The sequence below is a fragment of the Ralstonia psammae genome, from assembly GCF_958405935.1.
GTDB lineage: Bacteria > Pseudomonadota > Gammaproteobacteria > Burkholderiales > Burkholderiaceae > Ralstonia > Ralstonia psammae.
Map to the genome: position 1 here is coordinate 100,033 of NZ_CATZBU010000004.1, position 25,024 is coordinate 125,056.

A 25,024-nucleotide genomic window follows, 5' to 3' on the forward strand; every position below is an offset into this window, starting at 1 on the left:
GCGTCTCCTTGTTGTTGCACTGACACCTCAAGCCAGGCGCGGCACCTCGTACACCAGGGCCGGCTGGAGCGTATCGATGGCTTCCACCGGCTCGGGCGGGCGCCACATGAACAGCGAGAAGGTCATCTTCTCTGGCGTCACGTCGATGATGGTAAAGCCGTTTTTCTCCGTCGGGCGCAGCGCTTCCTGCATGGCGACGGACAGCGCCGGCGTAGTCTCGATGCTGCGGAACGCCGAAGGGAAGGCGAGGTCGCCGGTGCCGAGCGTACCTGTCATGACCGTGTGCACGGGCTGTGCGAAAACGAGGTCCCGCGAGCGCGACATCGATCCGGCGGCCGAGGCATGAAAGTCGCCCTGCACGATCACGGCCGCACGCTGCTTCTGCGCGGCAAGCGCGGCCACGAGGCGCTGGTGCTGAGCATGCCAGCCGCTCTGCCAGCCGGGCTTGGGCTGGTTGGCCACGAGGCGACCGGTCTTCCTGTCGAGGAGGTCCGGATACCAGTCGCCCAGCTTGCCCGATGAATACGCAAATGGCAGCGACGGCACGTGGAAGAAATGCGCGGTGTCTTCGGCGCGCGTGCGTGCCACGAGCCAGTCTTCCACCCATTGCGGCACCACGCGTGCGTGGATGCCCTTGTTGTCGAGAAAGCGCCTGCAGTCGTACAGCACGGCTTCGAGCAGCGCGCCGTAACGCAGCGTGCCGAAGGCGCTGTTGGTGTCAGGCGGCATGCCGGCCTTGTCACCGCCGGGCAGCCACACAGGGCGGTTGGCGTCGGGCAGGAACTCGGGGTAGTAGCGACGCTGCGTCAGCTCTGCACCCACCAGCCCGTACGGCTCCGGCGGCAGCGTTGCAACCTTGTCGTCGAACTCGTCGTTCTCGAAGGTGTCGTGGTCGTCGGTCAGGAAATACGCAGGCGTGGAGCGCAGCGTGGTGCCGTACAGCCCGCTGATCTGGTAGTCGCACACACGTGTGAAGATGGCTTCGTTCTTCGGATGCGACATCGGCACGGAGGTGTCGAGCGCACCGCCAAACTTGGCCCACATCAACTCGCGCACCTGGCGCGCGAAGGGCTTGTTCTGCGAGGTTTGCAGATCCCAGTAGATGTGGTCGCCGTTGGCGATGATGGTGTCGGGCGCGAACGACATACCGCGCGCCAGCAGGCGGCTGCGTGCGGTCATATCGAGCCACGCGGTCTTGCCGGCTACCGGCGGGCCGTCAAAACCGCCGGCGCAGGTGTAGGCCAGGATGCGCAGGTGCGCGGGCGTGGCATCGGGCGCGGGGAAGGTGCGCAGCGGCCACGCGTCGGCCAGCGGCTTGCCGCCCGCATCGACAATGCGCAGCGTGTATTGCGTGGCGGCCTGCAGGCCACGCACGTCGAAGCGCCAGAAGCGGCCGGCGGCATCGGTTTGCTCGCCCGCGACGCGCTTGCGGTTGACCATCAGCCACGGCGCATGCGCAAGCGGTGCCTGGAACGATGCCTTGATGAGAAAGCGGTCGTGGCTGGCTGCGGGAATCAGGTGTGCGAGCTGGCCGGCATGCCAGTTGGCGTCTGGGGCATGCGCGGCGGCGTGCGCGCCTTCGGGCAGGCTCAGACCCAGCGCGCCAAGGCCAGCGGCGGTGCCAAGCGTGAGGAAATCGCGCCGGCTCATGCCGTGCGCAGGGGTGTGCGGCGGGTTACGGGTGGGCATCGTGCATCCTCGGGCGTGGTGCGGAGACGCCATCGTGCCGAGTCGTGCCTGGGCTGAATGTTCAGCTTTTGACAATTTAGGGGTAGGCCCCAATGCGGCCCGCCCATCGCATCCATGACAAACGCCCCGATGGCCGAAGCCATCGGGGCGTTTGTCATGTCAGCCGATGCAGGTGTTGCCGCTTAGTAACCCCACACCTGCATTTCATCCAGCGAGTAACCCCACTGCGTGGCGCGCTGCGTGCCGTACATGCGCACATAGCGGCCGCTGCCCTTGAGGTTGGCCAGCGACGTGTGGCCCCACGAAGCGCCGCTCGAGGTCGAGTAGATGTTCGTCCAGGTCACGCCGTCATTCGAGGTCTGGATGTAGTACACCTTGGCGCCTGCGTCCCAGTACAGGTCGACGCCGGTGATGGTGCGGGTGGAGCCGAGATCCACCATCAGCCATTGCGCGCCTGCAACGCCTTCCACCGAGTCCCAACGCGTGTTGGTGGTGTTGCCGTCAAACGCGTAGGCCGGACCGAGGCTCGCGCTGTAGCTCGACGATGCGCTGGCCGGCTTGCCCTGCGAGAGCAGCGTGACAGCCTGTGCAGCGGCCGTCGGTGCGCCCGCGTAGTAGTTCGAGCCGAGCTTGGCCTTGGTCGTGTCCGAGTTCACGCCAAACTGCGACAGGCTCCAGCGCTGGCCGGTGCTCGCATCGCCCAGGTAAAGCTGGTAGCCACCCGCGCTTGTCGACGAGAAGAACACGTAGTTCGTGTTGTTCACGGGCGACGGGTCGGAGTTGTTGCTGTTGCAGTCGTTGAGCGTGAGCTGGTTGGGCGTGTCGCTCGGGTTGACCTTGGTGTAGATCTGGTCGGCCTGGCTGGTCGCGTCGTGCCAGCGGGCGTAGAAGACGGTGCCGTCGGCACGCACGATCGGGTAGTACGTCGCCAGGCCCGCCGGCGTGTCGAACGCCACCTTGGTGGTGCTGCCCACGGTCTGCTTGTACAGGCCCATGCCCGAGCCCGTGCCCGTGGTGTAGTAGACGGCCGTGCCGTCAGGCGTGGCAAACGGCATCGAGTTTTCCAGCGTCGGTGCCGTGCGCGTCAGATTCACCGTGGAGGTGAGGACGGGGCCCGAGCTGGTGTACGACAGCGCGGCCTGCATGACGTCGCCGTTCTGCTTGAAGAACAGCGATTTGCCGTCGGCGCTGAACTTCGGGTCTTCGTTGCGCGTCTGGCCGGTGCTGTTGGTCAGGTTGATCGGCATGCTGGTCGAACCGACTTGCCAGAAGAACACGTTCCACGCGTTGTTGGTGATGCCCATGAAGGCGAGCCACTTGCCGTCGGGGCTGAACACGGCGTTCATCGGGTCCTGGATGCCCCAGGCCGCCTTCGACACCTGTTGCAGCGTGCGTGCCGAAAAGTCGTAGATGAAGATCTGGCTGGTGCCGTCGCCGTAGTTGACGTAGCTGTGATACGCGAGCTTGCCGGTCAGGCTGGCGGGGAAGGTCGTGTTGGATTGCGTGGGCGGATTGGCAACGCAGTTGGCCTGGGCGCCAGCCGAAAAGAGGGCAAACGCCGCGCCTGCAAGCAGGCCAAAACGGCTGAAAGAGATCAGATTGGAGCGCATGAAACGGGACTTCCTGTGCAAGTGGGTCAGTCGGGCGGGACAATCGCCGCATTAAGTCCGCGTCACATTTCTGAATTTGGGCAAAGCTCCGCCAATTCCGGGAAATCCGGATTTGAAAAAGCGCCACAAACCGGGGGAGTGACGAGGATGAAGACGCGCCAAAAAACCCTGTTGCTTCGTACCGTCGTGTTTCTTGTTGGGGTCTCGACTACATCGAGAGGGCGAGTCGCGGTCGAGACTGTAAGGGTTTCGCTGACGCTGCGAAACCCCAATAAGAAAGCCGTTCTTGCCCTAATTCTCCGCCGTGGGAGCAAGTCGCCACACGCGCGTGTAAATCTGACATGTCAATTTTTCCGAACGTCGATCAATCTGCACGTGCATCGTCGCTATTGTTATTTTTACTGCGACGTTTTGTCGCGTGGCAGGGGTGCAATCCTTGCTGGGTGTCGCACTTGCGCACCACTGCAATGTGGCGCCGGCGTGCACTTTGCGGCGTTTACGGCACTGCGACCGGGGATTGCGCGCGGAGGTCCACCTGAGTCACGCGGGCGAGCAGCGGCGGAAGCCAACAATACGAATTCCACCTACCCAGACTGTGTAAAAAGGGCTTCTCCCGGGAGAAAGATTGCAAGGGTTGCGGGCATACGCACATAAACATCCCATTCAAATAACCCGTATGTTTTTGCGCAAAACCGATTTGGCTATCAATTCATTTATCGCTGTATTAGCGATTCATATATTCGAGAAGATCCACTAATTGCATTGGCGATGCATGGCGCGCAATGGGTTTTGGATTATGTATAGTTTGAGCACGCCAACGATTGCCCTCAGCAAAACGCAAGGCTGATCACGCTTTCCGCCCGGTTGGAAATGGGAGAAGCCGCTTGATTGAGATAGGCATGGCGATTCAGCGTATGTTCTGGAGGCCGATGCGATGGGCGCTCACAACCAATTGCCGCATGACCGCGCCACAGCCTGGCGTGCGGTATTGCTGCGCGAGTTAAACGCCCTGCGCGATGTCGATGCTGTCATCCGCTGCCTGCAACCGGCGGTAGCTCTGCTGGGTTTCGACTATTGCGCCTACGCCCTGCGCGCAGCGCTGACGATCACCCGCTTCAACACCCTCTGCTGGAGCACGTACCCGGAGCACTGGCGCGAGCACTACCGCGTGCGCGGCTATTCGGCCATCGACCCGGTCTTGCAGTTTGGGCAGCGCTGCGTCAAGCCAATGCTGTGGTCCGGCATCGCCACGGCAGACGCGCCGTTCTGGATCGACGCGCGCCAGCACGGGCTCAACCACGGGTGGTCACACACCATTCGGGATCACACCGGCGTCTTCGGCACCTTCAGCCTGGTGCGCAGCGCCACGCCCATCACCGAAGACGAACTGGCCGCCAGCGAGCCGGAGATGATCTGGCTGAGCCAGCTCGCCCACGCGAGCATCAGCGCGCTGATGGCCGATAAGGTCTTGCCGGATGCCTCCACGCGCCTGAAAGATGTTGAACGCCAGACGCTGCACTGGACGGCCGAAGGCAAGACGGCGGCCGAAGTCGCGGCCATCCTGGAGATGACCGAGCGCAACGTGAACTTCCATATCCGCAATGCCATCACCAAGCTCAACGCCGCCAACAAGACGCATGCCGTGGTGAAGGCCGCACTGCTCGGGCTGATTCCGGCGATGCTGTAGCGCAGTCCCGGAGGTGTCAGGCGATGGCCCGCATGGGCGGAGTGGGGTGCATGGCTTCCAGATAGAAACCGTCGTCGCTCTGCTTGGCGCGCCGCTTGGCAAGGGCGGCGGCGGTACCGATGTCGTCGCTGTTGCGTGCGGCGCCGGGGTGCACGTGCAGCGCGCCCACCGCCATCGTCACGAAGCGGAAGAACGCCGGCAGGCCTTTGCGGTCTTCAGCATGGATGCCGCCCGCCGCGCGGTCGGCCGGCGTGTACATGGCAAGCGCACTCGTGTTGAACGCCGCCATGGCCTGCGTGATGCGCGCCTGCCAGTCGGCGCTCTGGAACAGGATCAGGAAATCGTCCCCGCCAACGTGGCCGAGAAAATCGCGCGTGGGCTCGCATGCGGTGGCCAGCACGGCGGCGGCCATCTTCAGCATTTCGTCGCCCTGCCAATAGCCGTACTGGTCGTTGAAGGGCTTGAAGTGGTTGAGGTCCACATAGCAGGCGTAGAACTCGGCGCGCGCTTCCAGCAAACGTTCAATGTGCAGGTTCAACGGAATGTTGCCCGGCAGGAACGTGAGTGGGTTGGCATAGCGCGCGGCCTCGATGCGGATTTCGGTCACGGTGCGCACCAGCTCCTCGCCCGTGCCCAGGCCCAGGTAGCGGCCATGTTCGGTGATGATGAAACCGTCGGTCAGGTAGCGCTGGTCTTCGCTCATCAGCAGCGCCGACATGTCTTCGAGCGAGGCGGATTTTTCCACCAGCACCGGCTGCCGGTTGGCAAACACCAGCGCCGGCTTCTTGCCGTACAGCTCGCGGTGATAAGGCATGGCGTAGCGGTCGATGAAGGCGCGCCGCGCGATGAGTGCGAGCGGGCGTGCATCTTCATCGAGCAGCGCCACGGCATGCAGATCGGGGTGGCGGTTGAACAGGTGCAGCACGTCGTCGTTGCTGCTGCGCAAGGGCAGGGTGGGCGCCACGCGCAGCAGCTTGCTGGCCGTGATGGCACGCCAGCCCACGCGCACAGCCTGCGGAAACACCGCAATCTGCGAAGACTGCAGCACGCGTGCCGCGTGGCTCGACATGTCGCTCGCGGGTGTGTCTTGTGGGCGCGCGAGGAAGAAACCCTGCCCGAAGCGGATGCCCAGGTCGCGCACCACACCCAGTTCGTCTTCGGTTTCCAGCCCTTCGGCAATGATGCTGGTGGCGCCGCCCTTGAGCGTCTGCTGCAGCGTGCGCGCCATGTCCAGCTTGGCCGGATGCTTGGCAATGTCACGCACAAAATACTTGTCGAGCTTGATGAAGTCGGGGGTGAGTTCGATCAGCAGGTTCAGGTTGGCATTGCCGGTGCCGAAATCGTCTAGCGCGCATTGCAGCCCGAAGTCGCGTGCCACCGACAGCGCCTCGGCAAAGCTGGTCAGATCATCGATAGGCGTCTGCTCGGTCAGTTCGATGACGATGCGCGAGGGGTGCAGGTCGTGGTCGGCAATCGCGTGCAACAGGCGGGCATGGTCCTGCAGCAACTGGCGTACGCCCTGCGCGCTGAAGTTCAGAAACAGCTTGCCCGGCAGGCGCATCGCCGAGAAATTGGCGATGGCCAGGCGCGCGGCGGTGGTCTCCAGGGCAATCGTGCCCGCTGTGTCCGATGCTGCGGCAAACAGCGCCGCCGGCGACTCCATGGCCGAGTCCACCGGCCCGCGTAGCAGGGCTTCGTAGCCGAGCACCTCGGTGGTCGACAGGCGGAAGATCGGTTGGAATACCGTGCGCAGCATTTCTGGCGCAATGCCCGCGGGCAGGGGAAGCGGTGAGAAAGACATGACGTTGGCGGCAGACGCAAGATCGGACATTCCGCTAAACGACCCGCTGAACACAGAGTTGAATGAACTTTTTGTGACGCACGCTGCGGCGCGGGTTCGCGGGACATGGTCCCCACCACAGAGGGGCGTGGTTCAGAATGCCGGATGCGCCTGCGTCTTCATGGGGCGCTGTCCATTTCGATCCATTCACGCCGTGCTTGACCCTCACACTGTGTGAGGTCCTAGCCTGTGTCCAAGCCAGAAGACAGGAGCAACCATGTTGTTGAAAGTGGGCGATCTCGCCAAACGCTGCGGCCTCACGGTGCGCATGCTGCATCACTACGACACCATCGGCCTGCTCACGCCTTCGGCCCGTTCCGACAGCGGCTACCGGCTGTACGACAAGGCTGACGTCGCCCGGCTGCACCAGATCCAGGCGCTACGGCGCTTTGGCATGTCCCTGGCCGATGTCGGGGCTTTCCTGGCCAATCCGGACATCCCCCTGACCACGATCGTGGAACGGCAGATTGCGATGCTCGATCAGCAGATCACGCAAGCCAGCGTGCTGCGCGATCGGCTGTCGCGGCTGCACGGCCAGCTCATGCGCGAGGAGGAGCCCGAATTGACCGAGTGGCTCACAACCTTGGAATGGATGACCATGTACGACAAATATCTTTCGCAGGAAGAACGCGCGCGCGCCGAGCGCTTGGACGCCGATGTCGCGCGCCACGAACGGTGGGCGGCGCTGGTGTCGACCGTGCAGGATGCGATGACGCGCCAGGTGCCCTCACGCAGCAGCGAGGCGCAGGCGCTCTCAAAGCAATGGATGGCACTGCTCGCGCAGGATGCGGCGCTGGACCCGATTCTCACGGCCAAGCTGCACACGATGCACATCAACGAGCCGGCGTTGCAGGAGCGCACCGGTATCAGCCTGGAAATGCTCGACTTCATCATGGAGGCGGCCAACGAGACCAAGCTGGCGATCTACGCGAAATATCTATCGGCGCAAGAGCTGCAGTTCATGCGGGAGAACTTCGGCAAGCGTGCCAATGAGTGGCCGACCCTCATTGCGCAGGTGCGGCAGCATCTGGCCAAGGGCACGCCGCCGCATGCACCGGCCATGCAAGAGCTTGCGCGGCATTGGATTGCGTTGTTCCGCTCGTATGCAGGTGACGATCCGCAAACGCAAGCCAAGGTGCGCCTGGCGATGGAGCGCGAGCCCGAGCTTTCCGCCAGCCCATGGATGGGGCCGGACCTGATCGCCTATGTGCGTGAGGCGATGGAGGGGCTGAAAGCGGCAGCGTAAGCCGGCAAGTGCGCAATCAAAGGCGTCTGCCGTCCAGGCAGGCGCCTTGGGCGCTGGATTGGCCCAGCCCAAGCGCCAGAGCGTGCTAGCTGAAGATCGACCGCAATCATCCAGCGCTGTTGTCTGGGGTCACACACCGCAGATCGAACAATGCTTTCCGCCGCAGACATGCAGGACGCTGTTGCGGCGGCCCGAGCCACCGGCACTGCCTGGCCCGGTAATCGGCTTACCCGCCAGTTGCTCATGCAACGAACTCGGTTGCCAGCGTGCGACCGATTTCAGGGCAACGCGCCCACCGGTCGGCATGGGTGCAGCGGGCGTGTCTTCGTCGCAATAGGGGCACGGGGTGGGCGCGTGCAGTTTCGCAGCCGGAATTAGCCGCTCAAAAATGCCTTCGCAAGCGGTACAGCGGATGTCGTAGAGCGGCATGAATGCCTCCGTTGCTGCGCCGGCCGTAGCGGTATGCAGCGTTGGCCGGCGCGTATTGGTCATCGGCGTTAGGCTGGCTTGCGGCCCCAGTGCGACTGATCGTTCAGCATGCCCTTGGGGGTGATGTCCTGATCGAAGATCGCAGTGGGAATCGACACCGTGCACGCGCAGTTCGGGATGTCCACGATGCCGCCGATGCGCCCCTCCACAGGCGCAGCCGTCAGCAGCATGTAGGCCTGGCTGGCGGTGAAGCCGAAGTGCGTGAGGTAGTCGATGGCCTTCAGGCACGCTTGCCGGTAGGCGACGGTGGCATCCAGGTAGTAGTTGGTGCCGTTTTCCACGCTGATGCCCTCGAAGGTCAGCCACTGGTCGTAGCGCGGCTTGACGGGGCTGGGCATGAAGATGGGCGCGCTCAGGTTGTACTTGGCCATGCCGCCCTTGATGAGGTCGAACCCGACACGCGTGGCACCGTCCATTTCGATGGCGCCGCAGAAACCGATTTCGCCGTCGCCCTGGGAGAAATGCAGGTCGCCCATCGAGAAGCCGGCGCCCTTGACGTACACAGGGAAGAAGATGCGGGTGCCGATCGACAGATCCTTGATGTCGGTGTTGCCGCCGTGCTCGCGTGGTGGCACGGTGCGCGCGGCCTCACCTGCCATGCGATCGAACTCGGCACCCGAAACCCCGCGTAGCACGGCAGTGCGCGGGTCGGGCGGCTGGGCCAAGCCCTTGGCGGCCAGTGGTGCTTCGCGGCGGTTCCATTCGTCCAGCAGTTCGCGCGAGGGCAGGCAGCCCATCAGCCCCGGGTGCGTCAGGCCTGCCAGCCTGACGCCCGGAATATGGCGCGAAGTGGCATAGACGCCTTTCAGGTCCCAGATGGCCTTGTCGGCATCGGGAAAGTAATCGGCCAGGAAGCCGCCGCCATTGGATTTTGCGAACACTCCCGAAAAGCCAATCGGCGTGACCGGCTTGATGTCGAGCAGGTCTACCACCAGCAGGTCGCCTGGTTCCGCACCTTCAATGTAGAAGGGGCCCGTGAGCGGATGCGCGCGCGTCAGATCAACATCGCGCACGTCGTCGATCTTGTCGTCGTCGCGGATCTGCGCGTCGAGAAAATCGAGCGATTCGATGATGATCTCTTCGCCGGGCTTGACCTTGGACAGGAACGGGATGTCCGGATGCCAGCGGTTGTGGCCGAGTTCGGCCTGCTCTGCGAGCGGCTTGCCGGGCTGAATCTTGAAATGCTGCATGGTGGTTTCTCCTCAGGAAGTGGCGTCAGGCGTGGGGGATGCCATCGATGGGGCATTCGGGCGTGCCGGCAGTGCGGCGGGTGAGGGCCTCCACCTGCGCACGCGCGGCGGCCGGATCGTTCACCCAGGTCTTGTAGAAATCGAAGGGGCAGGCGGCCACGCCTTCGGGTGCTTCACCCGAGTTGATGGTGCCGGTGTAGCCGCGGTGCAGGAGCTTATAAAGATGGTTTTGCGATTGCAGGTGCTTGCGCGCATCCCGGATCAGCCCGACCGATAGCTCGGCATACTGGATGCCCATCTCCTCGGTGCCGCATTCGCCCAGCGTGCGCCCATCGAATCCGACAATGGCTGAGTGCCCGAAGTACGAGTACACGCCGTCGAACCCTGCAGCGTTCGCTACGGCCACGTAGACGTTGTTCATCCACGCCATGGCTTTGGAGACCAGCACCTGCTGTTCTTTGGCCGGATACATGTACCCCTGGCAGCGAACGATCAGTTCGGCGCCCTTCATCGCGCAGTCGCGCCAGATCTCGGGGTAGTTGCCGTCGTCGCAGATGATCAGGCTGATTTTCAGGCCCTTGGGGCCTTCCGACACGTAGGTGCAGCCGCCGGGGTACCACCCTTCGATCGGGCACCACGGCATGATCTTGCGGTACTGCTGCACGATCTCACCCTGATCGTTCATCAGAATGAGCGTGTTGTAGGGCGCTTTGTTGGGGTGGTCTTCATGACGCTCGCCTGTGAGCGAGAACACGCCCCAGACCTTGGCCTCGCGGCATGCCGCGGCAAAGATGGCGGTCTCTTCGCCGGGGATCGTAGCCGCCGTCTCATACATCTCGGCGGCGTCGTACATGATTCCGTGCGTGGAGTATTCGGGAAACACCACGAGGTCCAGCCCGGGCAGTCCCTGTTTCATGCCGACCAGCATTCGGCCGATGTTTCGCGCGTTCTCCAGCACCTCGGCGCGCGTGTGCAGGCGCGGCATCTTGTAGTTGACGACGGCCACGCCAACGCAGTCCTGGCTGCTCGAAATGTCCCCGTGACGCATGCTTGCTCCTATGGTGTGAGGTGGGTCAAACCGAGAGGTATCGGCTGATGGTGGCGGCATCGACCTTGTCGCGCGTTTCTTCGTAGACAAAGCGGCCTTTGTCGATGACGAGAAAGCGGTCGGCGATGTCGAGGGTGAAACTGAGCACCTGTTCCGATACGACGATCGTGAGCTGGCGAAGCTTGCGGATCTCCTTGAGCGCCCGCGCGATGTCCTTGATGATCGAAGGCTGGATGCCCTCGGTCGGCTCATCCAGCAGCAGCACCTTCGGGTTGGTGGCCAGTGCGCGGGCGATGGCGAGCTGCTGCTGCTGGCCGCCCGACAGGTTGCCGCTCTTGCGCGCGCGCATGTCGTACAGCACGGGAAAGAGCGCATACAGCTCGTCCGGCACGCGCCCCCGGGCGGACGCAGGCAGACCCGTCTGGATGTTCTCCAGCACGGTCATGCTCGAGAACATCATGCGGCCCTGCGGCACGTAGGCGATGCCGCGCGCCACGCGCTGGAACGAGGGCAGTGCCGTCAGCTCCTGGCCGTCGATCGACACGCTGCCCGAGCGCGTCGGCAGAATGCCCATCAGGGTTTTGAACAGCGTGGTTTTGCCCATGCCGTTGCGGCCCATCACGGCCACGATGTCCTGCGGCGCCACCTGCAGGTTCAGGGCATGGAGCACCTGGCTCTGGCCGTATCCGGAAACGAGGTCGGTCACGTTGAACATGTGAGGCTCCGGGGCTCAATGGCCCAGATAGACTTCGATGACTTTCGGGTCGGTCTGCACCGCGTCCATGCTGCCTTCGGCCAGCACCTTGCCCTGGTGCAGGACGGTTACGCGGTGGGCGATGCTCTTGACGAATTCCATGTCGTGCTCGATGACCAGCACCGAGCGGCCCTGGCTGATGCGGCCGAGCAGCTCTGCCGTCTTCTCGCGCTCTGACACACTCATGCCGGCAACGGGTTCATCCAGCATCACGAGTTCCGGCTCCTGCATGAGCAGCATGCCGATCTCCAGCCACTGCTTCTGCCCGTGCGAGAGCAGGTCCGCCTGCTGGTGCAGCAGGTCGTGCAGGAAGATGTCGCGCGCCACGGCTTCCACGCGCTCCACCACGTCGGGCGTGCGGCGGAAGGCGAGCGCGCCGAGCACCTTGCGCCCGCGCGGGAACGACATCTCCAGGTTCTCGAACACCGTCAGGTTTTCGTAGATGGAGGGGGTCTGGAACTTGCGCCCGACACCCGCGCGCACGATGTCGTGCTCGCGCATCTTCGTCAGCTCCAGGTTGTTGAAGCGGATGCTGCCGGAGGTGGCGCGCGTTTTTCCGCAGATCAGGTCCAGCACCGTGGTCTTGCCGGCCCCGTTGGGGCCGATCACCACGCGCACTTCATTGCGGTCTACGTACAGGTTCAGGCTGTCCACCGCCTTGAAGCCGTCGAACGATACCGTCAGGTCTTCGATCGCCAGCACGGGCTTGGGCATTTCCACGCCGATCGGTTGGGTCATGGTGGGCTCCTGAGTTAGCTTTGCGCGGTGGCGCCGGATGCAGGCTTTGCCGCGCCGCGGCGGCCTTGCCGCAGCCGAGAGAGCCATTTGCGACCATGGCTGTCGTACAGGCCTGCCAGACCGTTGGGGAAGTACATGACCACGGCGATGAACAAGCCGCCCATCAGGAACAGCCACAACTGCGGGAAGGATTCAGAGAAATACGTCTTGCCGAAATTGACCAGCAGCGTGCCGTACACCGCGCCCAGCAGCGACAAGCGTCCACCCACCGCGGCATAGATGACCATCTCGATCGACGGCACGATGCCGACGAACGACGGTGACATGAAGCCCACCTGCAGCGTGAACATCGCCCCGCCGATGGCCGACATGGCCGCCGCCACACAGAACACGAACACCTTGAAGCTGGCGACGTCGTAGCCGGAGAAGCGCACGCGTTCTTCCTTGTCGCGCATCGCCATCAGCAGGCGGCCGAGCTTGGAGCGCAGGATGAAGCGCCCGAGCACGATGCAGCCCACCAGCAGACCGGCGGTGACGAAGTAGAGAATCAGCTTGGCGGAGTCGGTGCGGATGTCCCAGCCGAGCAACGTCTTCAAGTCGGTGATGCCGTTGACGCCGCCCGTCCACCCCTGCTGCCCGATGATGAGGATCGACAGGATGGCGGCGATGGCCTGCGTGACGATGGAGAAATACACGTCGCCCACGCGCCGCTTGAACATCGCGATGCCGATCAGCAATGCAAGCAGCGTGGGCACCAGCACCACTGCGACGACCGCGAAGCCGAAGTGGCGGAACGGCTCCCAGAACAACGGCAGGGCGGTCAACTGGTTCCAGTCCATGAAGTCGGGAATGCCGGGGGTGGACTGGATCTTGGTGCTGACCGGGTCGGATGCCTCAAGCTTGAGGAACATCGCCATGCAGTAACCGCCGAGCCCGAAGAACACGCCCTGGCCCAGGCTCAGGATGCCGCCGTAGCCCCAGCACAGCACCAGGCCCACCGCTACGAAGGCATAGCTGAGGTACTTGCCGATCAGGTTCAGGCGGAACACGTCGAACGCCAGCGGCATGACGACGAGGATGACGGCGCAGAGCACGGCCAGACCGAGCCAATCGCGTTTGCGCTCTAGCCATGAATGAAGCGTGGGGTTCATGTCGGACTCCTTATTTGCGGACCTTGACCGAGAACAGCCCCTGCGGCCGCATCATCAGGATCGCGATCACTGCCGAGAGCGTCAGTACCTTGGCCATTGAGCCTGTCAGGAAGAACTCGGTGGTCGACTGCGTCTGAGCGATGGTGAAGGCCGATGCGATGGTGCCCAGCAGGCTTTGTGCGCCGCCGAACACCACGACCAGGAAGGTGTCGACGATGTACAGCGACCCCGAGGTCGGGCCCGTCGAGCCAATGGTGGTGAACGCCGCTCCCGCCACCCCAGCCACGCCACAGCCCAAGGCGAAGGTCATGCGGTCGATGCGTCGGGTGTCGATGCCGACCGCACCGCTCATGACGCGGTTCTGCACGGTGGCGCGCACCTGCAGGCCCCAGCGGGAGCGGAACAGCAGGAGGAACAGCCCACCTGTCAGCAGCGTGGTCAGCGCCATCACGAACAGGCCGTTGATCGGGATATCGATCCCGCCGCCCGGCGAGAACGAGCCCATCAACCAATCGGGCAGCGTGGGGCTGACCTCCTTGGCGCCAAAGATGGAGCGGAAAGCCTGCTGCATGGCCAGGCTCAGGCCCCAGGTGGCGAGCAGCGTGTCGAGCGGGCGGTTGTAAAGCCGCGAGATCATCAAGCGCTCGACGGCGTAACCGATGGCTGCAGCCAGTACGAACGACAGCAGCACTGCCGCGAAGAAGTAGTACGGCTGCAGTGCCGGCGCGTAACTGGCGGTGAGCGTGGACAGCAGGTAGGTGGTGTAGGCGCCGATGGTGAGGAACTCGCCGTGGGCCATGTTGATCACGCCCATCTGCCCAAAGATGATGGCCAGTCCCAGTGCCATCAGCAGCAGCACGCAGAAGAATGACAGGCCGTTGAAGCCCTGCATGGCGAAGATCGCCCCGAATTCCGACAACGAGGTCATGGCGGCTCCACGAAGACGATGGATACGGTGGGAAGCGGCCCGTCCGGCTTCGAACCTCGATGCCGGACGGACGGCGCGTCTGAGGCGGGTTACTGGTAACCCTTCGGGAACGGATTCGGCTCGATCAGCCCGGACTCGTAGACGACCTTGAACTGGCCATCGGTCTGGACTTGGCCGATGCGCGTCTTGCTCCACAAGTGGTGGTTGGCATGCACCTTCACGTAGCCTTCCGGCGCGGTGTTCAGCTCGATGCCGGGCGAGGCCGCGACCACCTTGTCGACGTCAAAGCTGCCGGCCTTTTCCACGGCTGCCTTCCACAGCCACGGGCCAAGGTAGGCCGCCTGCGTAACGTCGCCGATGACGGCCTTGGCGCCGTACTTGGCCTTGAAGGCCTCGACAAATTTCTTGTTGTTGGGGTTGTCCAGGCTCTGGAAGTACTTCATGGAGGCATAGAAGCCGGCCATGTTCTCGCCACCGATGCCGAGCAGTTCATCTTCTGTCACGGACAGCGTCAGCAGCGTCTGCTTGTCGGCGGTCACACCGGCCGCCTTCATCTGCTTGTAGAAGGCCACGTTGGAGCCGCCCACCACGGCAGCGAAGATCACGTCCGGCTTCTTGAGCTTCATCTTGTTGATGAGCGAGCCGAACTGCGTGTTGCCCAGCGGGTAGTACTCTTCGCCGACCACTTCGCCATGCAGCACGTTTTCGATGTGCTTGCGCGCGATCTTCATCGACGTGCGCGGCCAGATGTAGTCGGACCCCACCAGATAGAACGTCTTGGCCTTCTTCTCCTTGGCCACCCAATCGAGCCCGGCCAGGATCTGCTGCGTGGCTTCCTGCCCGGTGTAGATCACGTTCTTGGATTGCTCGAGCCCTTCATAGAAGGTGGGGTAGTACAGCAGGCCGTTGTCTTTCTCGAACACGGGCAGCACGGCCTTGCGCGAGGCCGAGGTCCAGCAGCCGAACACGGTCGCGACGCGGTCGGACTCCAGCAGCTTCTTCGCCTTCTCGGCAAAGGTTGGCCAGTCCGATGCGCCGTCCTCCTGGATGATCTTGATCTTGCGGCCCAGCACGCCGCCCGCGGCATTGATCTGGTCGATTGCCAGGCGCTCAGCCTGGATCGATCCGGTCTCGCTGATCGCCATGGTGCCGGTTGCCGAATGCAGTTGCCCAACGGTGACCTCGCTGTCGGTCACGGCCAGCTTGGTGGTGTTGATCTTGGCGGTCGGATACGACTGCGCGAGCGCGGCCAGCGGCGTCGCCAGCAGCGGCGTGATGGCAAGGCACAAGGCGAGGCGCCGAAGGCGCGAGGGGTGGCGTGGCATCTTTGTTTCTCCCGGTTGCGGATGGTGGTCGGTGTGAACAGGCATGGGGCAAAGCCTAGGCGGGGGCCACGATTGCCGGAATACGTCAACCGACGTACAGCGCAGCCGCATTGCACGGCGCAATCATCTGCGAGCAGGAGCACAGCGACAGAACGGGACACAACCGGGTGAGCGCCGGGCGGAACGGAACTTGCATCGCACGCCGCGCCTGCTCGCTTAGGGCATGAAGCCCAGGCGCGGTTCACCGAAACGGGGAGCGTTCGTGCACCAATCTGGCACCCAGCGCATCGTCAAGATCCGTCGTGACTACAACACGTGGGTCGCCGACGAGACGCTGGAAGACTACGCATTGCGCTACACGCCGCGGGGCTTCCGCAAATGGTCGGAATTCCGCGTGGCCAATACCGCGCTGGGAGCCACGTCGTTCCTGGCGCTGGAGGCTATTGGCGGTTCGCTGGCCATCAACTACGGCTTCACCAACGCGTTCTGGGCCATTGTGGTGGTGAGCGTGCTGATCTTCCTGACGGGCCTGCCGATCAGCTACTACGCCGCGCGCTTTGGCGTCGACATGGACCTGCTCACGCGCGGTGCGGGTTTCGGCTACATCGGCTCGACGGTCACCTCGCTCGTCTATGCCACCTTCACGTTCATCTTCCTGGCGCTGGAGGCGGCCATCATGGCGCTGGCCGTGCAGCTTTACTTCGGGCTGCCGCTACCCATCGCCTATGTGCTGTGCTCGCTGGTGATCATCCCGTTGGTGACGCACGGCATCACGGCGATCAACCGGCTGCAGAGCTGGACCCAGTTGCTGTGGCTGGTATTGCTGGTGCTGCCCTACACCGCGGTGTTGCTGCGCAATCCGCGTGCATTTGCAGATTGGCCCAGCTTTGGCGGCCTGTCGGAGTCGGGGCGCGATTTCAACCTGCTGGCTTTCGGCGCGGGCTGCACGGTGGCCTTTGCGTTGATCGTGCAGATTGGCGAGCAGGTCGACTACCTGCGCTTCCTGCCGGAGAAGACGCGCGCCAACCGGGGCAAGTGGTGGCTGGCTTTGCTCGCGGCCGGACCTGGCTGGGTGGTACCGGGCGCGCTCAAGATGCTGGGCGGCTCCTTTCTCGTCTTCCTGGCTGTTCAGCACGAGGTGGGTACGGCGCGCGCCGTCGAGCCCACGCAGATGTACCTGGTGGCCTATCAGTACGTGTTTGGCTCGCCCGCGTTGGCGATGGCCGCCATGGCGCTGTTCGTGGCGGTGTCGCAGATCAAGATCAACGTCACCAATGCCTACGCCGGTTCACTGGCGTGGTCGAACTTCTTTGCGCGCCTCACGCACAGCCATCCGGGGCGTGTGGTCTGGCTCGTCTTCAACGTGCTCATCGCGCTGCTGCTGATGGAGTTGGGCGTGTTCGAAGCGCTCAACGAAGTGCTGGCGCTCTACGCCAACGTGGCCATCGCATGGATCGGTGCACTGGTAGCGGACCTCGTCATCAATAAGCCGTTGGGATACAGCCCCGCACACATCGAGTTCAAGCGCGCTTACCTGTACGACGTCAATCCAGTGGGCGTGGGTGCCATGCTGATCGCCTCGGTTGTTGCGACGCTGGCGCACCTCGGGTTGTTCGGCGCCGTAACAGAAGCGCTTTCTCCGTTCGTCGCGCTGGGAACCGCCTTCCTTTGTGCGCCACTCATCGCCGTGGCCACGCGCGGGCGGTTCTATCTGGCCCGCACCGTGCATGAGCCGCCCGACGTCGAACACGCACACGCCGGCGCGATGCGCTGCGTGATTTGTGAGAACGTGTTCGAGCGAGAGGATATGGCGCATTGCCCGGCCTACGCCGGCAGCATCTGCTCGCTATGCTGCTCGCTGGACGCGCGCTGTGGCGACGCCTGTAAGCCGCACGGCAGGCTGTCTGCGCAAGTTGCGCAGGCTTGGCGCCGATGGTTCCCGAACACCGAACTGCCGCGCTTGCACGTGCGCGTGGCGCAGTACGCCGCCGTGCTGCTCATCGTGCTGGGCTTGCTGGCAGGCGTACTGACGCTGATCTACTACCAGACCGCCGTCACCCTGAGCGCCGCGCAATCGCCGTTGCAATTGCTGGCGCGCGGTTACATCAAAGCGTTCTTTGCGCTGGCGCTGGTCGGCTGCGTGGGCGCCTGGTGGCTGGTCCTGGCCAAGGAGAGCCGCAAAGTTGCGCAGGAGGAGTCCAACCGGCAGACCATGCTGCTGATGCGCGAGATCGAAGCGCACCGCAAGACCGATGCCATGCTGCAGCAGGCCAAGCAAGCCGCCGAGTCTGCCAACCGGGCCAAGAGCCGCTACGTGACAGGCTTGAGCCACGAACTGCGCACGCCGCTCAACAGCATCCTCGGCTATGCGCAACTGCTGATGCGCGATCCGTCGATTGCACCTGCGCGCCGCGAAGGCCTTGCCACCATCTTCCGCAGCGGCGAGCACCTGCTGGCGCTGGTCGATGGTCTGCTGGACGTTGCCCGCATCGAGGCTGGCAAGCTGCAACTCGACGTGAGCCAAGTGGTGTTTCCAGCGTTTCTGACGCAAATCGAAGCGATGATGGAGCCGCACGCGACCGAGAAGGGACTGGCCTTTCGCATGGAGCATGTGGGCCGCATTCCCGAAGCGGTACGCATGGACGAAAAGCGCGTGCGCCAGATCCTGATCAATCTGCTGGGCAATGCGGTGCGTTTTACGGACAGCGGCACGGTATCGCTGCGCGTGGCCTACGCGCGCGAGATTGCCACCTTCGAAATTCTCGATACCGGCATCGGCATTGCCTCGGACGAGCTGGAGCGCATTTTCCTGCCGTTCGAGCGGGGCGCCGCAGCGCACGCGCAGGACAACGGCGCGGGCCTGGGCTTGACCATCTGCCGCATGCTGACCACGCTGATGGGCGGCCAACTGAGCGTGGACAGTGTGCCCGGCCAGGGCACGCGCTTCATCGTGCGATTGTTTCTGCCGGAGGTGCGCGAGCCGCGTACCGTGGGCCGCATTCGCCACGTCAGCGGCTATCGCGGTATGCGGCGGACCGTGCTGGTGGTGGATGACCAACGTGAGCAGCGCCGTATCGTGGTCGGGGCGCTGGCGCCGCTCGGCTTCACGCTGGTAGAAGCCGCCAGCGGGCCCGAGGCGATGCGCCAGCTCGGCACGTTGCAGGTGGATCTGATCGTGATGGACGTCTCGATGCCATCAATGGACGGCTTCGAGGCCAGCCGGCTGATCCGCCAGCATGCACTCAGTGCCGCGCCGATCCTGGTGGTGTCGGCCAATGCCTTCGCCGGTGACCGCGCACGGGGTGCCGCCGCCGGTTGCGACGACTATCTTGCCAAGCCTGTCCACCTGCCGCATCTGCTCGACAAAGTGGGCGATCTGCTCAAGCTCGAATGGATCGTCGACAGCGAAGCGGCGGCCGAAACGCCCCCACCCGCGCGCTCGCAGGCGCCGCTGCCCGCAGCGCTGGTCGCGCAGTTGCGGCCGTTGCTCGAGATCGGATACATCCGGGGGCTCATTGAACTGCTGGACGAAGCCGAACAGCGCGATCCCGACCTTGCCGGCGCGCTCCAGCCCGTACGATCGGCCGCGCGGCGCTTCCGGTTGGCTGAACTGGATCGCTTGCTCAAAGGAGTCCCTTCAGATGAACACAGCATGGATTGACCATGGGGGCGCGGCGGCGCTGCACATGCCGACGGCCTCGCAGGCGATAGGTGCCACCGCTGCGGGCTCCGGCATCGTGCTCATCGTTGACGATACGCCGGACAATCTGGCGCTGCTGTCCGATGCGCTCGATGCCGTCGGCTACACCGTTCTGGTGGCGCTGGATGGCCCCAGCGCGCTGGATCGCATCGAACGTCTGACCCCCGACATCATCCTCCTGGACGCCGTCATGCCCGGCATCAGCGGCTTTGAAACCTGCGAGCACATCAAAGCCAATGCGCGCCACGCGCAGATTCCCGTGATCTTTATGACAGGGCTGACGGAAAGCGAGCACGTTGTGCGCGGTTTTCGTGCCGGGGGTATCGACTACATCACCAAGCCCATTCGCCCGGAAGAGGTGCTCGCGCGCGTGGCTGCACATCTGGAGCGCGCCCGTGCGCACCGCCAGGCAGACGAGATCGTCGGCTTGGGCGGGCGTGCAGCCCTGGTGGCCGATGTGCACGGCATGATCCACTGGCGCAGTTCGAAGGTCGCCGCATTGTTCGCACGCTTCTATCCGGACCACGGCGACATGCGGCGCTTGCCGTCGGTCTTGCATCAGTGGCTGGCGCACAGTGTGGACCCGGTTGGCGCACCGGAGGCAGGCCGGCTGGCCGAGGTGGGCGAGGGCGTGCGGCTGGTGGCAAAACTGGCTGGCCCCGCGCCGCACAGCGCGTGGGTGATCCAGTTGGAAGAGCACGACGACCGCAAGGTGGGCGACCGTCTCTCAGCAAGGTTTCGCCTGACAGCGCGTGAGGCAGAGGTACTGCTGTGGATTTCACGTGGCAAGACAAATCGAGACATCGGCGACATCCTCGGTATGCGCCCGCGTACTGTTAATAAGCACCTTGAGCACATTTTCGAGAAGCTGGGTGTGGAGACGCGCGCGGCCGCGGCGGCGCTGGCTTTGCAGTCCCAGCCGGGCTGAGCCCGCGTTAGGCCGCGCCCACTTCGTCGACTGTAATCGGCGGGCAGCGCGTGGCGAACCCCGTTGCCAGCACTACACCTGCGCCTGCACGTAGCACCAGTCGAAACCGTTTCCGGAGCGCCGCACCTTACCCGCCGATGTTTCCGGAAAATGGGCAGCAAAGACTGTCGCATCCGCTTCTGCCGCACGGTCCAGCAGCCAGCGCCGCGAATCACACGCCTGGGCCTGATCCAGGCAGAACACCGAGTTCCACTCCGGCCGATGCACCTGGATCGCGCTGTGCATGACGTCTCCGGAGAACAGCGCCGTTTCACCACGCGATCTCATCTCGATCGCCATATGGCCGAAGCTGTGCCCGAACGTGGGCAGGAAGCGCACGCCGTCGAGAATCGCTTCACCCGCGTCGCCCACCGCGCGGGCCTGCCCGGCTTCAATCAGCGGCAGCACGCTGTCTTCGAACACCATGCGCCGCGGCGCGCCTTCAGGCATGGCGAAGACGTCCTGCTCACGCTGGCCGAACACGTACGTTGCGTTGGGGAAGACAGGCGCCCACCGCCCGTCCTGCCAATGCGTGTTCCAGCCGACATGGTCGACATGCAGGTGCGTCAACAGTACGTAGTCGACTTGTTCCGGCCGAAAACCGGCCGCCGCAAAACGCTCGAGCACGGGATTGTCGAGCCGGTCGAACAGCGCGCTGAACGGCCGGGACTTGCCGTTGCCGATGCCGGTATCGACGACGATGGTGAGCCCCTCGACCTGCACCACCCACAGATGGGTCTTCAGCGGCACCCGGCGGTTGGTCAGATCGAGGCTCTCGGTGGCAAAGCGCGCTTCGATCGCGCGGCCCGCATCTTCGCTCCATCGCGGGAACAGCCGTTCGGGCGCCAGCGCAAAATCGGTCTCATCGACGCGCGTGATGGTGGCTGCGCCAACGTGATGAACGGGTGATGCGGATTTCACCAGCATGATGGTTCTCCGAAAGTCATTGAGCGTTGGCAACCGGCACCCGCCGCATGGCGATGGCGTAAAGCACCGCGCTGACGAGCGCAGAGACCCCGCCGACCACCGCAAGTGCTACGCCCAGGCTGGGACCAGTTTGCCCCAGGCGCTCATTCAGGTAGCCAACGGAAAGCGGACCGACACCGCCGCTGATCGCGTTGGTCATGAACACCAGCAATGCAAGCGACCGGCCGCGCATGCGGTTTGGCATGGCGATCTGCAGCGGCACGGGCGCCAGGCCCATTGCAATGCTGGCTGCAAACGCGCAGGTGCCGTAGAGCACCACCGCCACGCTGCTGTCGCCAACCAGCGGCATCGCAATGGCTGCCGGCACCAGTACTGCAACAGCGCATGCCGAGAAGCCCAGCACGCGCCGCAATGCCGTCTCGTCGCTGACGCGCGTGGCCAGCATGCCGGCGCACGCGACGCCCAGCATGCCACCGATCATGTAAGCGGGCGCCGCCATCTGGCCGACCAGATTGGGCGCAAGCTGAAACCGGCGCATCAGCAGCGTCGGAAACCACGCCGCGTGCGAGTAGAACAGCGTGATGAGCGCGACATATGCTGCAAAGTAGGCGAGGCAGAAGCGGTTGCGCACGAACAGCTCGGCCAGCACGTCTTTGAGCGATGGCATGTTGTCTTCGGCGCGTGCGGCATGTGCCAGCACTTCGCGCCGCTGCGGCTCGCGCACGGTCAGCGCAACAAGTGCGGCCAGCGCGAGTCCGGGCAGGCCCACCGCGATGAACACCGCCTGCCATGGCGCGATGTCGTGGGCGGCAAGCCAGGCATTTCCGCCGCCCGCCGCGGCCGCCGACAACAGCATGCCGCCGCCGAACAGCGCCAGGCCGCCGCCCACGTACGGTCCGAGCATGAAGATGCTGCTGGCACGCGCAACCCGGCGCGGCGCGAAGATGTCGCTGAAGATCGATAGCGCGGCTGGGCTCAATGCTGCTTCGGCAATGGCGGTGCCGGCGCGCGCGACCAGCAATTCCGGAAAATTCGTCGCGAATCCGCATGCGGTGGTCGAGATGGCCCAGATGGCGATGCACGCGGCGATCAGCTTGACGCGATTGGCCCGGTCGACGAGCCGGGCGACGAACACGCCCGCCGTCGCATAGCACATCGTGAAAGAGAAGCCTTGCAGCAGGCCGATCTGCGTATCGGAGAGCGCGAGCGACTGCTTGATCGGTTGCACAAGAATGCTGACGACCTGCCGGTCCAGATACGAGAAAGCAAAGCACACAAAGAACAGCAGGACGATGTAGACCGGATGGCCGACATTGCCTGCCACAGTCTGTGGCGCAACGTCGTCGGGCGCCTCCGTTGAAAGGGTCTGGGTACGCATGGTTGGTCTCCGTATTGTTATGTGGATCTGCGAATCGAATGGCTGCCCGCTCAGTCGAGATTGGCTTCGGCAGCGAGCAGCGCGATGCAGTCGCCTGGCTCGACACGGGCAAACGTACGCATGCACATGACGGTGCCGTCGCCCTGAAACGGGATGTCCTCGGGTGCTGCCCACGGGCGGTGCGGGTCGAAGAGGCGCCCAGCGATTTGACCGGCGCGGACCTGGTCCCCCAGCGCGAAGGTCGGCTCGAACACGCCGGCATGCGGTGAGTACACGTAGTGGCGCGCGCCTTCCACGCGCAGAAAGCGTGTCTGTTTCGGCGCTGGTGCCGTGGACTCGGGTATCACCCCGAGCCGATGCAGCACGCGCTGCAAACCGGCTTCGACGATCGCGAGGTTGCCGGCATCGCAGCCGGCGTGGCCTCCGAACTCGCCACAGAAGAACAGCTTGCCGTGGCGCTCGGCAGCCGCGGCGAAGGTCCGGTCTTCGCCAAGCAGATCCATGATCATGGTGTGCGGCGCACCGAACGCGTGAACCAGATCCAGGTACAGCGCGCGCCGTTCCGCTTGCGTGGGCGGCGATGCCAGCAGCGTCGGCAGGTGGTTGAACGATGCGCCGCCGGCGTGAAGGTCGATCACGACATCTGCACGTGGCAGCAGTTCGGTCTCGACATAGTGCGCAATCATTTCGGTCGGCTGCCCGTTGCGTACACCAGGAAACATGCGGTTCAGGTTGCCCCGGTCGATCGGCGAGGTGCGCGAGCCATTGAGGAAGGCCGGGAAATTCAGGCCGGGAATCACGATCAAGCGGCCTCGTATGGCCATGGACGGCAGCCGCTGAAGCAACTTCATCAGGGCGACGGGGCCTTCGTATTCGTCTCCGTGATTGCCGCCTGTGAGCAGGACGCTCGGGCCTGTATCGGCGCCGGCATTGCGCACCGCAATCGGGATCGGAATATGCCCATAGGCGGAGCGGTCATGCGACCAGGGCAGGCGCAGCGTCCCGGTCTGGAAACCGATGCGCTCGAAGTCGATGTCGGTGGCGATGAGCGAGGCAGAAGTTGTCATGGCGGCAAGCATGAAGACGAGGTGTCTTCACTATCGCCGACGCCGGAAAGCGCGGCCAATGCCGATTTCTGCGGCGGGCGATGCCTTGCAGGCATCGCGTCCGGTGTGCGCTTGGGACCTAGTGCAACTGCTCGATGAAACGCTTGAGTGCTGCGTTGGTGTGCGCCGAAAGGAAACAGAATTCCAGCGGCAGCGGCACCGAGAGGTCGCGCAGTTCGACGAATCGCACGCGCGCCGGCGGCCGATGCCGGTTGGCGGCATTGACGATGGCCGCGCCCATGCCGGCGGACACCAGCGACAGGATGGCGGTTTCGGTCGATGCCTCCTGGCGGATATCGAGCGTGAGCCCGCGTTCGGCGCAGGCTGACAACAGGCGGTCGTAGTAGGCGGGATAGATCCGGCGCGGGAATGCGATGAAGGGGGTGCCAGCAAGCTCGCTGGCGAGCACGGCGTCTTCGCTGCCGAGGGTCCACGCCTGCGGCACCGCAAGCACGACGTTCTGTTCCAGCACGGGCACGCCGGTGATGCCCTGAGGCAACGTGCCGATGCGGTAGCAGAAGCCGCCGTCGATGTGGCCCGCTGCCATCGCGTCGAACTGCTCCGGCGAGTTCATCGGCGTGAGTTCGAGCGCGACGTCGGGCGCGGTCTGCTGGAAGGCGCCGAACGCCTGCGAGACGATGCCGAGCCATGCCGCGTTCTCGACAAAGCCGATCCGCAGATGGCCGTGCACGCCGTCTGCAATGCGCCGCGCAAGACGGTTGGCCGCGTCGACGCGCGTGAGAATATCGCGCGCCTCGTCAAGGTACGCACTGCCGGCGGCCGTCAGTTTCAGGCCGCGCGGTGAGCGCTCGAACAGCGCCGCGCCGATGGCGTCTTCGAGGTCCTGGATCTGGCGCGAGATGGCCGGCTGTGTGACGTGCAACTGCTCCGAGGCGGCCCGCACGCTGCGCAACTCGGCAACAGCGATGAAATAGCGAAGATGCCGAAGCTCCATGATGGTCCCGCGCAGTCTGGTCGTCGGCAATGATAGAGCAGCGCCCCGACGGAATCGACCGGGGCGCCGGCCTCGTCCGTGGACAGCGCGACGGCGTCGAGTTCGGGCATCGCATCTTCCGGCAACGTCATCGCCGCCGCGCCGAGACTCTCGCGCAGGTGTGCGACCGACGAGGTGCCCGGGATCACCAGAATGTTTGGCGAGCGGTGCAGCAGCCAGGCGAGTGCGGTCTGCATCGGTGTTCTTCTTCGAATTGATCGAGCGCCAGGGCGCGGCCGGGGCGACGGCCGCGCCAC

19 protein-coding genes and 1 pseudogene are annotated in these 25,024 nt (G+C 64.2%); 4 read left to right on the forward strand and 16 right to left on the reverse strand.

Going from position 1 to position 25,024, the window contains the following annotated elements; translation table 11 throughout:
- Window positions 1–27: 27 nt before the first annotated feature.
- Together R2N16_RS10025 and R2N16_RS10030 are read right to left on the reverse strand one after the other, a co-directional pair.
- The gene (locus R2N16_RS10025; protein ID WP_316665520.1) at window positions 28–1,689 is read right to left on the reverse strand and encodes an alkaline phosphatase D family protein; all 1,662 of its coding nucleotides are present in this window, start codon (window positions 1,687–1,689) and stop codon (window positions 28–30) included.
- 182 nt (window positions 1,690–1,871) lie between these two features.
- Window positions 1,872–3,299, reverse strand: a complete 1,428-nt coding sequence (locus tag R2N16_RS10030) for a discoidin domain-containing protein (protein ID WP_316665522.1) — start codon at window positions 3,297–3,299, stop codon at window positions 1,872–1,874.
- A 934-nt stretch (window positions 3,300–4,233) separates the two neighbouring features.
- On the opposite strand from R2N16_RS10030, the gene R2N16_RS10035 reads away from it, so the two are divergent.
- Window positions 4,234–4,986 carry an autoinducer binding domain-containing protein gene (locus R2N16_RS10035; protein WP_316665523.1) on the forward strand — a complete coding sequence of 251 codons (753 nt, stop codon included), beginning with the start codon at window positions 4,234–4,236 and terminating at the stop codon, window positions 4,984–4,986.
- Between the two features lie 16 nt (window positions 4,987–5,002).
- Here R2N16_RS10035 and R2N16_RS10040 read toward each other — a convergent pair whose 3' ends face one another.
- Complete coding sequence (locus R2N16_RS10040) at window positions 5,003–6,787, reverse strand: phosphodiesterase (RefSeq protein ID WP_316665524.1); 1,785 nt, start codon at window positions 6,785–6,787, stop codon at window positions 5,003–5,005.
- Window positions 6,788–7,043: 256 nt separating this feature from the next.
- Here R2N16_RS10040 and R2N16_RS10045 point away from each other — a divergent pair, with 256 nt between their 5' ends.
- The gene (locus R2N16_RS10045) at window positions 7,044–8,072 is read left to right on the forward strand and encodes a MerR family transcriptional regulator (RefSeq protein WP_316665525.1); all 1,029 of its coding nucleotides are present in this window, start codon (window positions 7,044–7,046) and stop codon (window positions 8,070–8,072) included.
- 129 nt (window positions 8,073–8,201) lie between these two features.
- Here the strand turns inward: R2N16_RS10045 and R2N16_RS10050 are convergent, their stop codons facing one another.
- From R2N16_RS10050 to urtA, 8 genes are all read right to left on the reverse strand, one after another.
- A complete protein-coding gene (locus R2N16_RS10050) occupies window positions 8,202–8,501 on the reverse strand; it encodes an FmdB family zinc ribbon protein (RefSeq protein ID WP_316665526.1) in 300 nt (99 codons plus the stop codon).
- Between the two features lie 68 nt (window positions 8,502–8,569).
- The gene (gene fmdA, locus R2N16_RS10055; RefSeq protein ID WP_316665527.1) at window positions 8,570–9,751 is read right to left on the reverse strand and encodes a formamidase; all 1,182 of its coding nucleotides are present in this window, start codon (window positions 9,749–9,751) and stop codon (window positions 8,570–8,572) included.
- Between the two features lie 25 nt (window positions 9,752–9,776).
- The gene (locus tag R2N16_RS10060) at window positions 9,777–10,799 is read right to left on the reverse strand and encodes an aliphatic amidase (protein WP_316665528.1); all 1,023 of its coding nucleotides are present in this window, start codon (window positions 10,797–10,799) and stop codon (window positions 9,777–9,779) included.
- A 25-nt stretch (window positions 10,800–10,824) separates the two neighbouring features.
- Window positions 10,825–11,514: an urea ABC transporter ATP-binding subunit UrtE gene (gene urtE / locus R2N16_RS10065; RefSeq protein WP_316665530.1), complete on the reverse strand. Its 690-nt coding sequence runs from the start codon at window positions 11,512–11,514 to the stop codon at window positions 10,825–10,827.
- A 15-nt stretch (window positions 11,515–11,529) separates the two neighbouring features.
- Window positions 11,530–12,291, reverse strand: a complete 762-nt coding sequence (gene urtD, locus R2N16_RS10070) for an urea ABC transporter ATP-binding protein UrtD (RefSeq protein WP_316665531.1) — start codon at window positions 12,289–12,291, stop codon at window positions 11,530–11,532.
- Window positions 12,292–12,305: 14 nt separating this feature from the next.
- Complete coding sequence (gene urtC / locus R2N16_RS10075) at window positions 12,306–13,442, reverse strand: urea ABC transporter permease subunit UrtC (protein ID WP_316665533.1); 1,137 nt, start codon at window positions 13,440–13,442, stop codon at window positions 12,306–12,308.
- 10 nt (window positions 13,443–13,452) lie between these two features.
- Window positions 13,453–14,370 (reverse strand): urea ABC transporter permease subunit UrtB, encoded by a 918-nt coding sequence (urtB, locus tag R2N16_RS10080; protein ID WP_316665534.1) that lies wholly within the window; start codon window positions 14,368–14,370, stop codon window positions 13,453–13,455.
- Window positions 14,371–14,459: 89 nt separating this feature from the next.
- Window positions 14,460–15,695, reverse strand: coding sequence for an urea ABC transporter substrate-binding protein (gene urtA, locus R2N16_RS10085; RefSeq protein WP_316665536.1), 1,236 nt, complete (start codon window positions 15,693–15,695; stop codon window positions 14,460–14,462).
- A 223-nt stretch (window positions 15,696–15,918) separates the two neighbouring features.
- Between urtA and R2N16_RS10090 the strand changes: the two genes are divergently transcribed.
- On the forward strand, window positions 15,919–19,356 hold the full coding sequence (locus R2N16_RS10090) for a hybrid sensor histidine kinase/response regulator (protein WP_428984111.1): 3,438 nt from the start codon (window positions 15,919–15,921) through the stop codon (window positions 19,354–19,356).
- Window positions 19,337–20,323, forward strand: a complete 987-nt coding sequence (locus R2N16_RS10095; RefSeq protein ID WP_316665539.1) for a response regulator — start codon at window positions 19,337–19,339, stop codon at window positions 20,321–20,323. The genes R2N16_RS10090 and R2N16_RS10095 overlap by 20 nt, the downstream gene beginning before the upstream one ends.
- Window positions 20,324–20,395: 72 nt before the next feature.
- On the opposite strand, the gene R2N16_RS10100 is transcribed toward R2N16_RS10095, so the two are convergent.
- From R2N16_RS10100 to R2N16_RS10120, 5 genes and pseudogenes are all read right to left on the reverse strand, one after another.
- Window positions 20,396–21,289, reverse strand: a complete 894-nt coding sequence (locus R2N16_RS10100) for an MBL fold metallo-hydrolase (protein WP_316665540.1) — start codon at window positions 21,287–21,289, stop codon at window positions 20,396–20,398.
- Window positions 21,290–21,305: 16 nt separating this feature from the next.
- Entirely contained in the window at window positions 21,306–22,667 is a 1,362-nt protein-coding gene (locus R2N16_RS10105) for an MFS transporter (protein ID WP_316665542.1), read from the reverse strand.
- Between the two features lie 50 nt (window positions 22,668–22,717).
- Window positions 22,718–23,734: a succinylglutamate desuccinylase/aspartoacylase family protein gene (locus R2N16_RS10110; protein WP_316665544.1), complete on the reverse strand. Its 1,017-nt coding sequence runs from the start codon at window positions 23,732–23,734 to the stop codon at window positions 22,718–22,720.
- 118 nt (window positions 23,735–23,852) lie between these two features.
- A complete protein-coding gene (locus R2N16_RS10115) occupies window positions 23,853–24,728 on the reverse strand; it encodes a LysR family transcriptional regulator (RefSeq protein WP_316665546.1) in 876 nt (291 codons plus the stop codon).
- Window positions 24,729–24,802: 74 nt separating this feature from the next.
- Window positions 24,803–24,970 (reverse strand): annotated as a pseudogene (locus R2N16_RS10120) (aldo/keto reductase); the annotation flags it as partial.
- Window positions 24,971–25,024: the final 54 nt, after the last annotated feature.

Excerpts from the sequence above, each read along its gene's own strand:
- R2N16_RS10025 (WP_316665520.1), bottom strand. The coding sequence starts at position 1,689 with ATGCCCACCCGTAACCCGCCGCACACCCCTGCGCACGGCATGAGCCGG.
- R2N16_RS10030 (WP_316665522.1), bottom strand. The coding sequence starts at position 3,299 with ATGCGCTCCAATCTGATCTCTTTCAGCCGTTTTGGCCTGCTTGCAGGC.
- R2N16_RS10035 (WP_316665523.1), top strand. The coding sequence starts at position 4,234 with ATGGGCGCTCACAACCAATTGCCGCATGACCGCGCCACAGCCTGGCGT.
- R2N16_RS10040 (WP_316665524.1), bottom strand. The coding sequence starts at position 6,787 with ATGTCTTTCTCACCGCTTCCCCTGCCCGCGGGCATTGCGCCAGAAATG.
- R2N16_RS10045 (WP_316665525.1), top strand. The coding sequence starts at position 7,044 with ATGTTGTTGAAAGTGGGCGATCTCGCCAAACGCTGCGGCCTCACGGTG.
- R2N16_RS10050 (WP_316665526.1), bottom strand. The coding sequence starts at position 8,501 with ATGCCGCTCTACGACATCCGCTGTACCGCTTGCGAAGGCATTTTTGAG.
- fmdA (WP_316665527.1), bottom strand. The coding sequence starts at position 9,751 with ATGCAGCATTTCAAGATTCAGCCCGGCAAGCCGCTCGCAGAGCAGGCC.
- R2N16_RS10060 (WP_316665528.1), bottom strand. The coding sequence starts at position 10,799 with ATGCGTCACGGGGACATTTCGAGCAGCCAGGACTGCGTTGGCGTGGCC.
- urtE (WP_316665530.1), bottom strand. The coding sequence starts at position 11,514 with ATGTTCAACGTGACCGACCTCGTTTCCGGATACGGCCAGAGCCAGGTG.
- urtD (WP_316665531.1), bottom strand. The coding sequence starts at position 12,291 with ATGACCCAACCGATCGGCGTGGAAATGCCCAAGCCCGTGCTGGCGATC.
- urtC (WP_316665533.1), bottom strand. The coding sequence starts at position 13,442 with ATGAACCCCACGCTTCATTCATGGCTAGAGCGCAAACGCGATTGGCTC.
- urtB (WP_316665534.1), bottom strand. The coding sequence starts at position 14,370 with ATGACCTCGTTGTCGGAATTCGGGGCGATCTTCGCCATGCAGGGCTTC.
- urtA (WP_316665536.1), bottom strand. The coding sequence starts at position 15,695 with ATGCCACGCCACCCCTCGCGCCTTCGGCGCCTCGCCTTGTGCCTTGCC.
- R2N16_RS10090 (WP_428984111.1), top strand. The coding sequence starts at position 15,919 with ATGAAGCCCAGGCGCGGTTCACCGAAACGGGGAGCGTTCGTGCACCAA.
- R2N16_RS10095 (WP_316665539.1), top strand. The coding sequence starts at position 19,337 with ATGAACACAGCATGGATTGACCATGGGGGCGCGGCGGCGCTGCACATG.
- R2N16_RS10100 (WP_316665540.1), bottom strand. The coding sequence starts at position 21,289 with ATGCTGGTGAAATCCGCATCACCCGTTCATCACGTTGGCGCAGCCACC.
- R2N16_RS10105 (WP_316665542.1), bottom strand. The coding sequence starts at position 22,667 with ATGCGTACCCAGACCCTTTCAACGGAGGCGCCCGACGACGTTGCGCCA.
- R2N16_RS10110 (WP_316665544.1), bottom strand. The coding sequence starts at position 23,734 with ATGACAACTTCTGCCTCGCTCATCGCCACCGACATCGACTTCGAGCGC.
- R2N16_RS10115 (WP_316665546.1), bottom strand. The coding sequence starts at position 24,728 with ATGGAGCTTCGGCATCTTCGCTATTTCATCGCTGTTGCCGAGTTGCGC.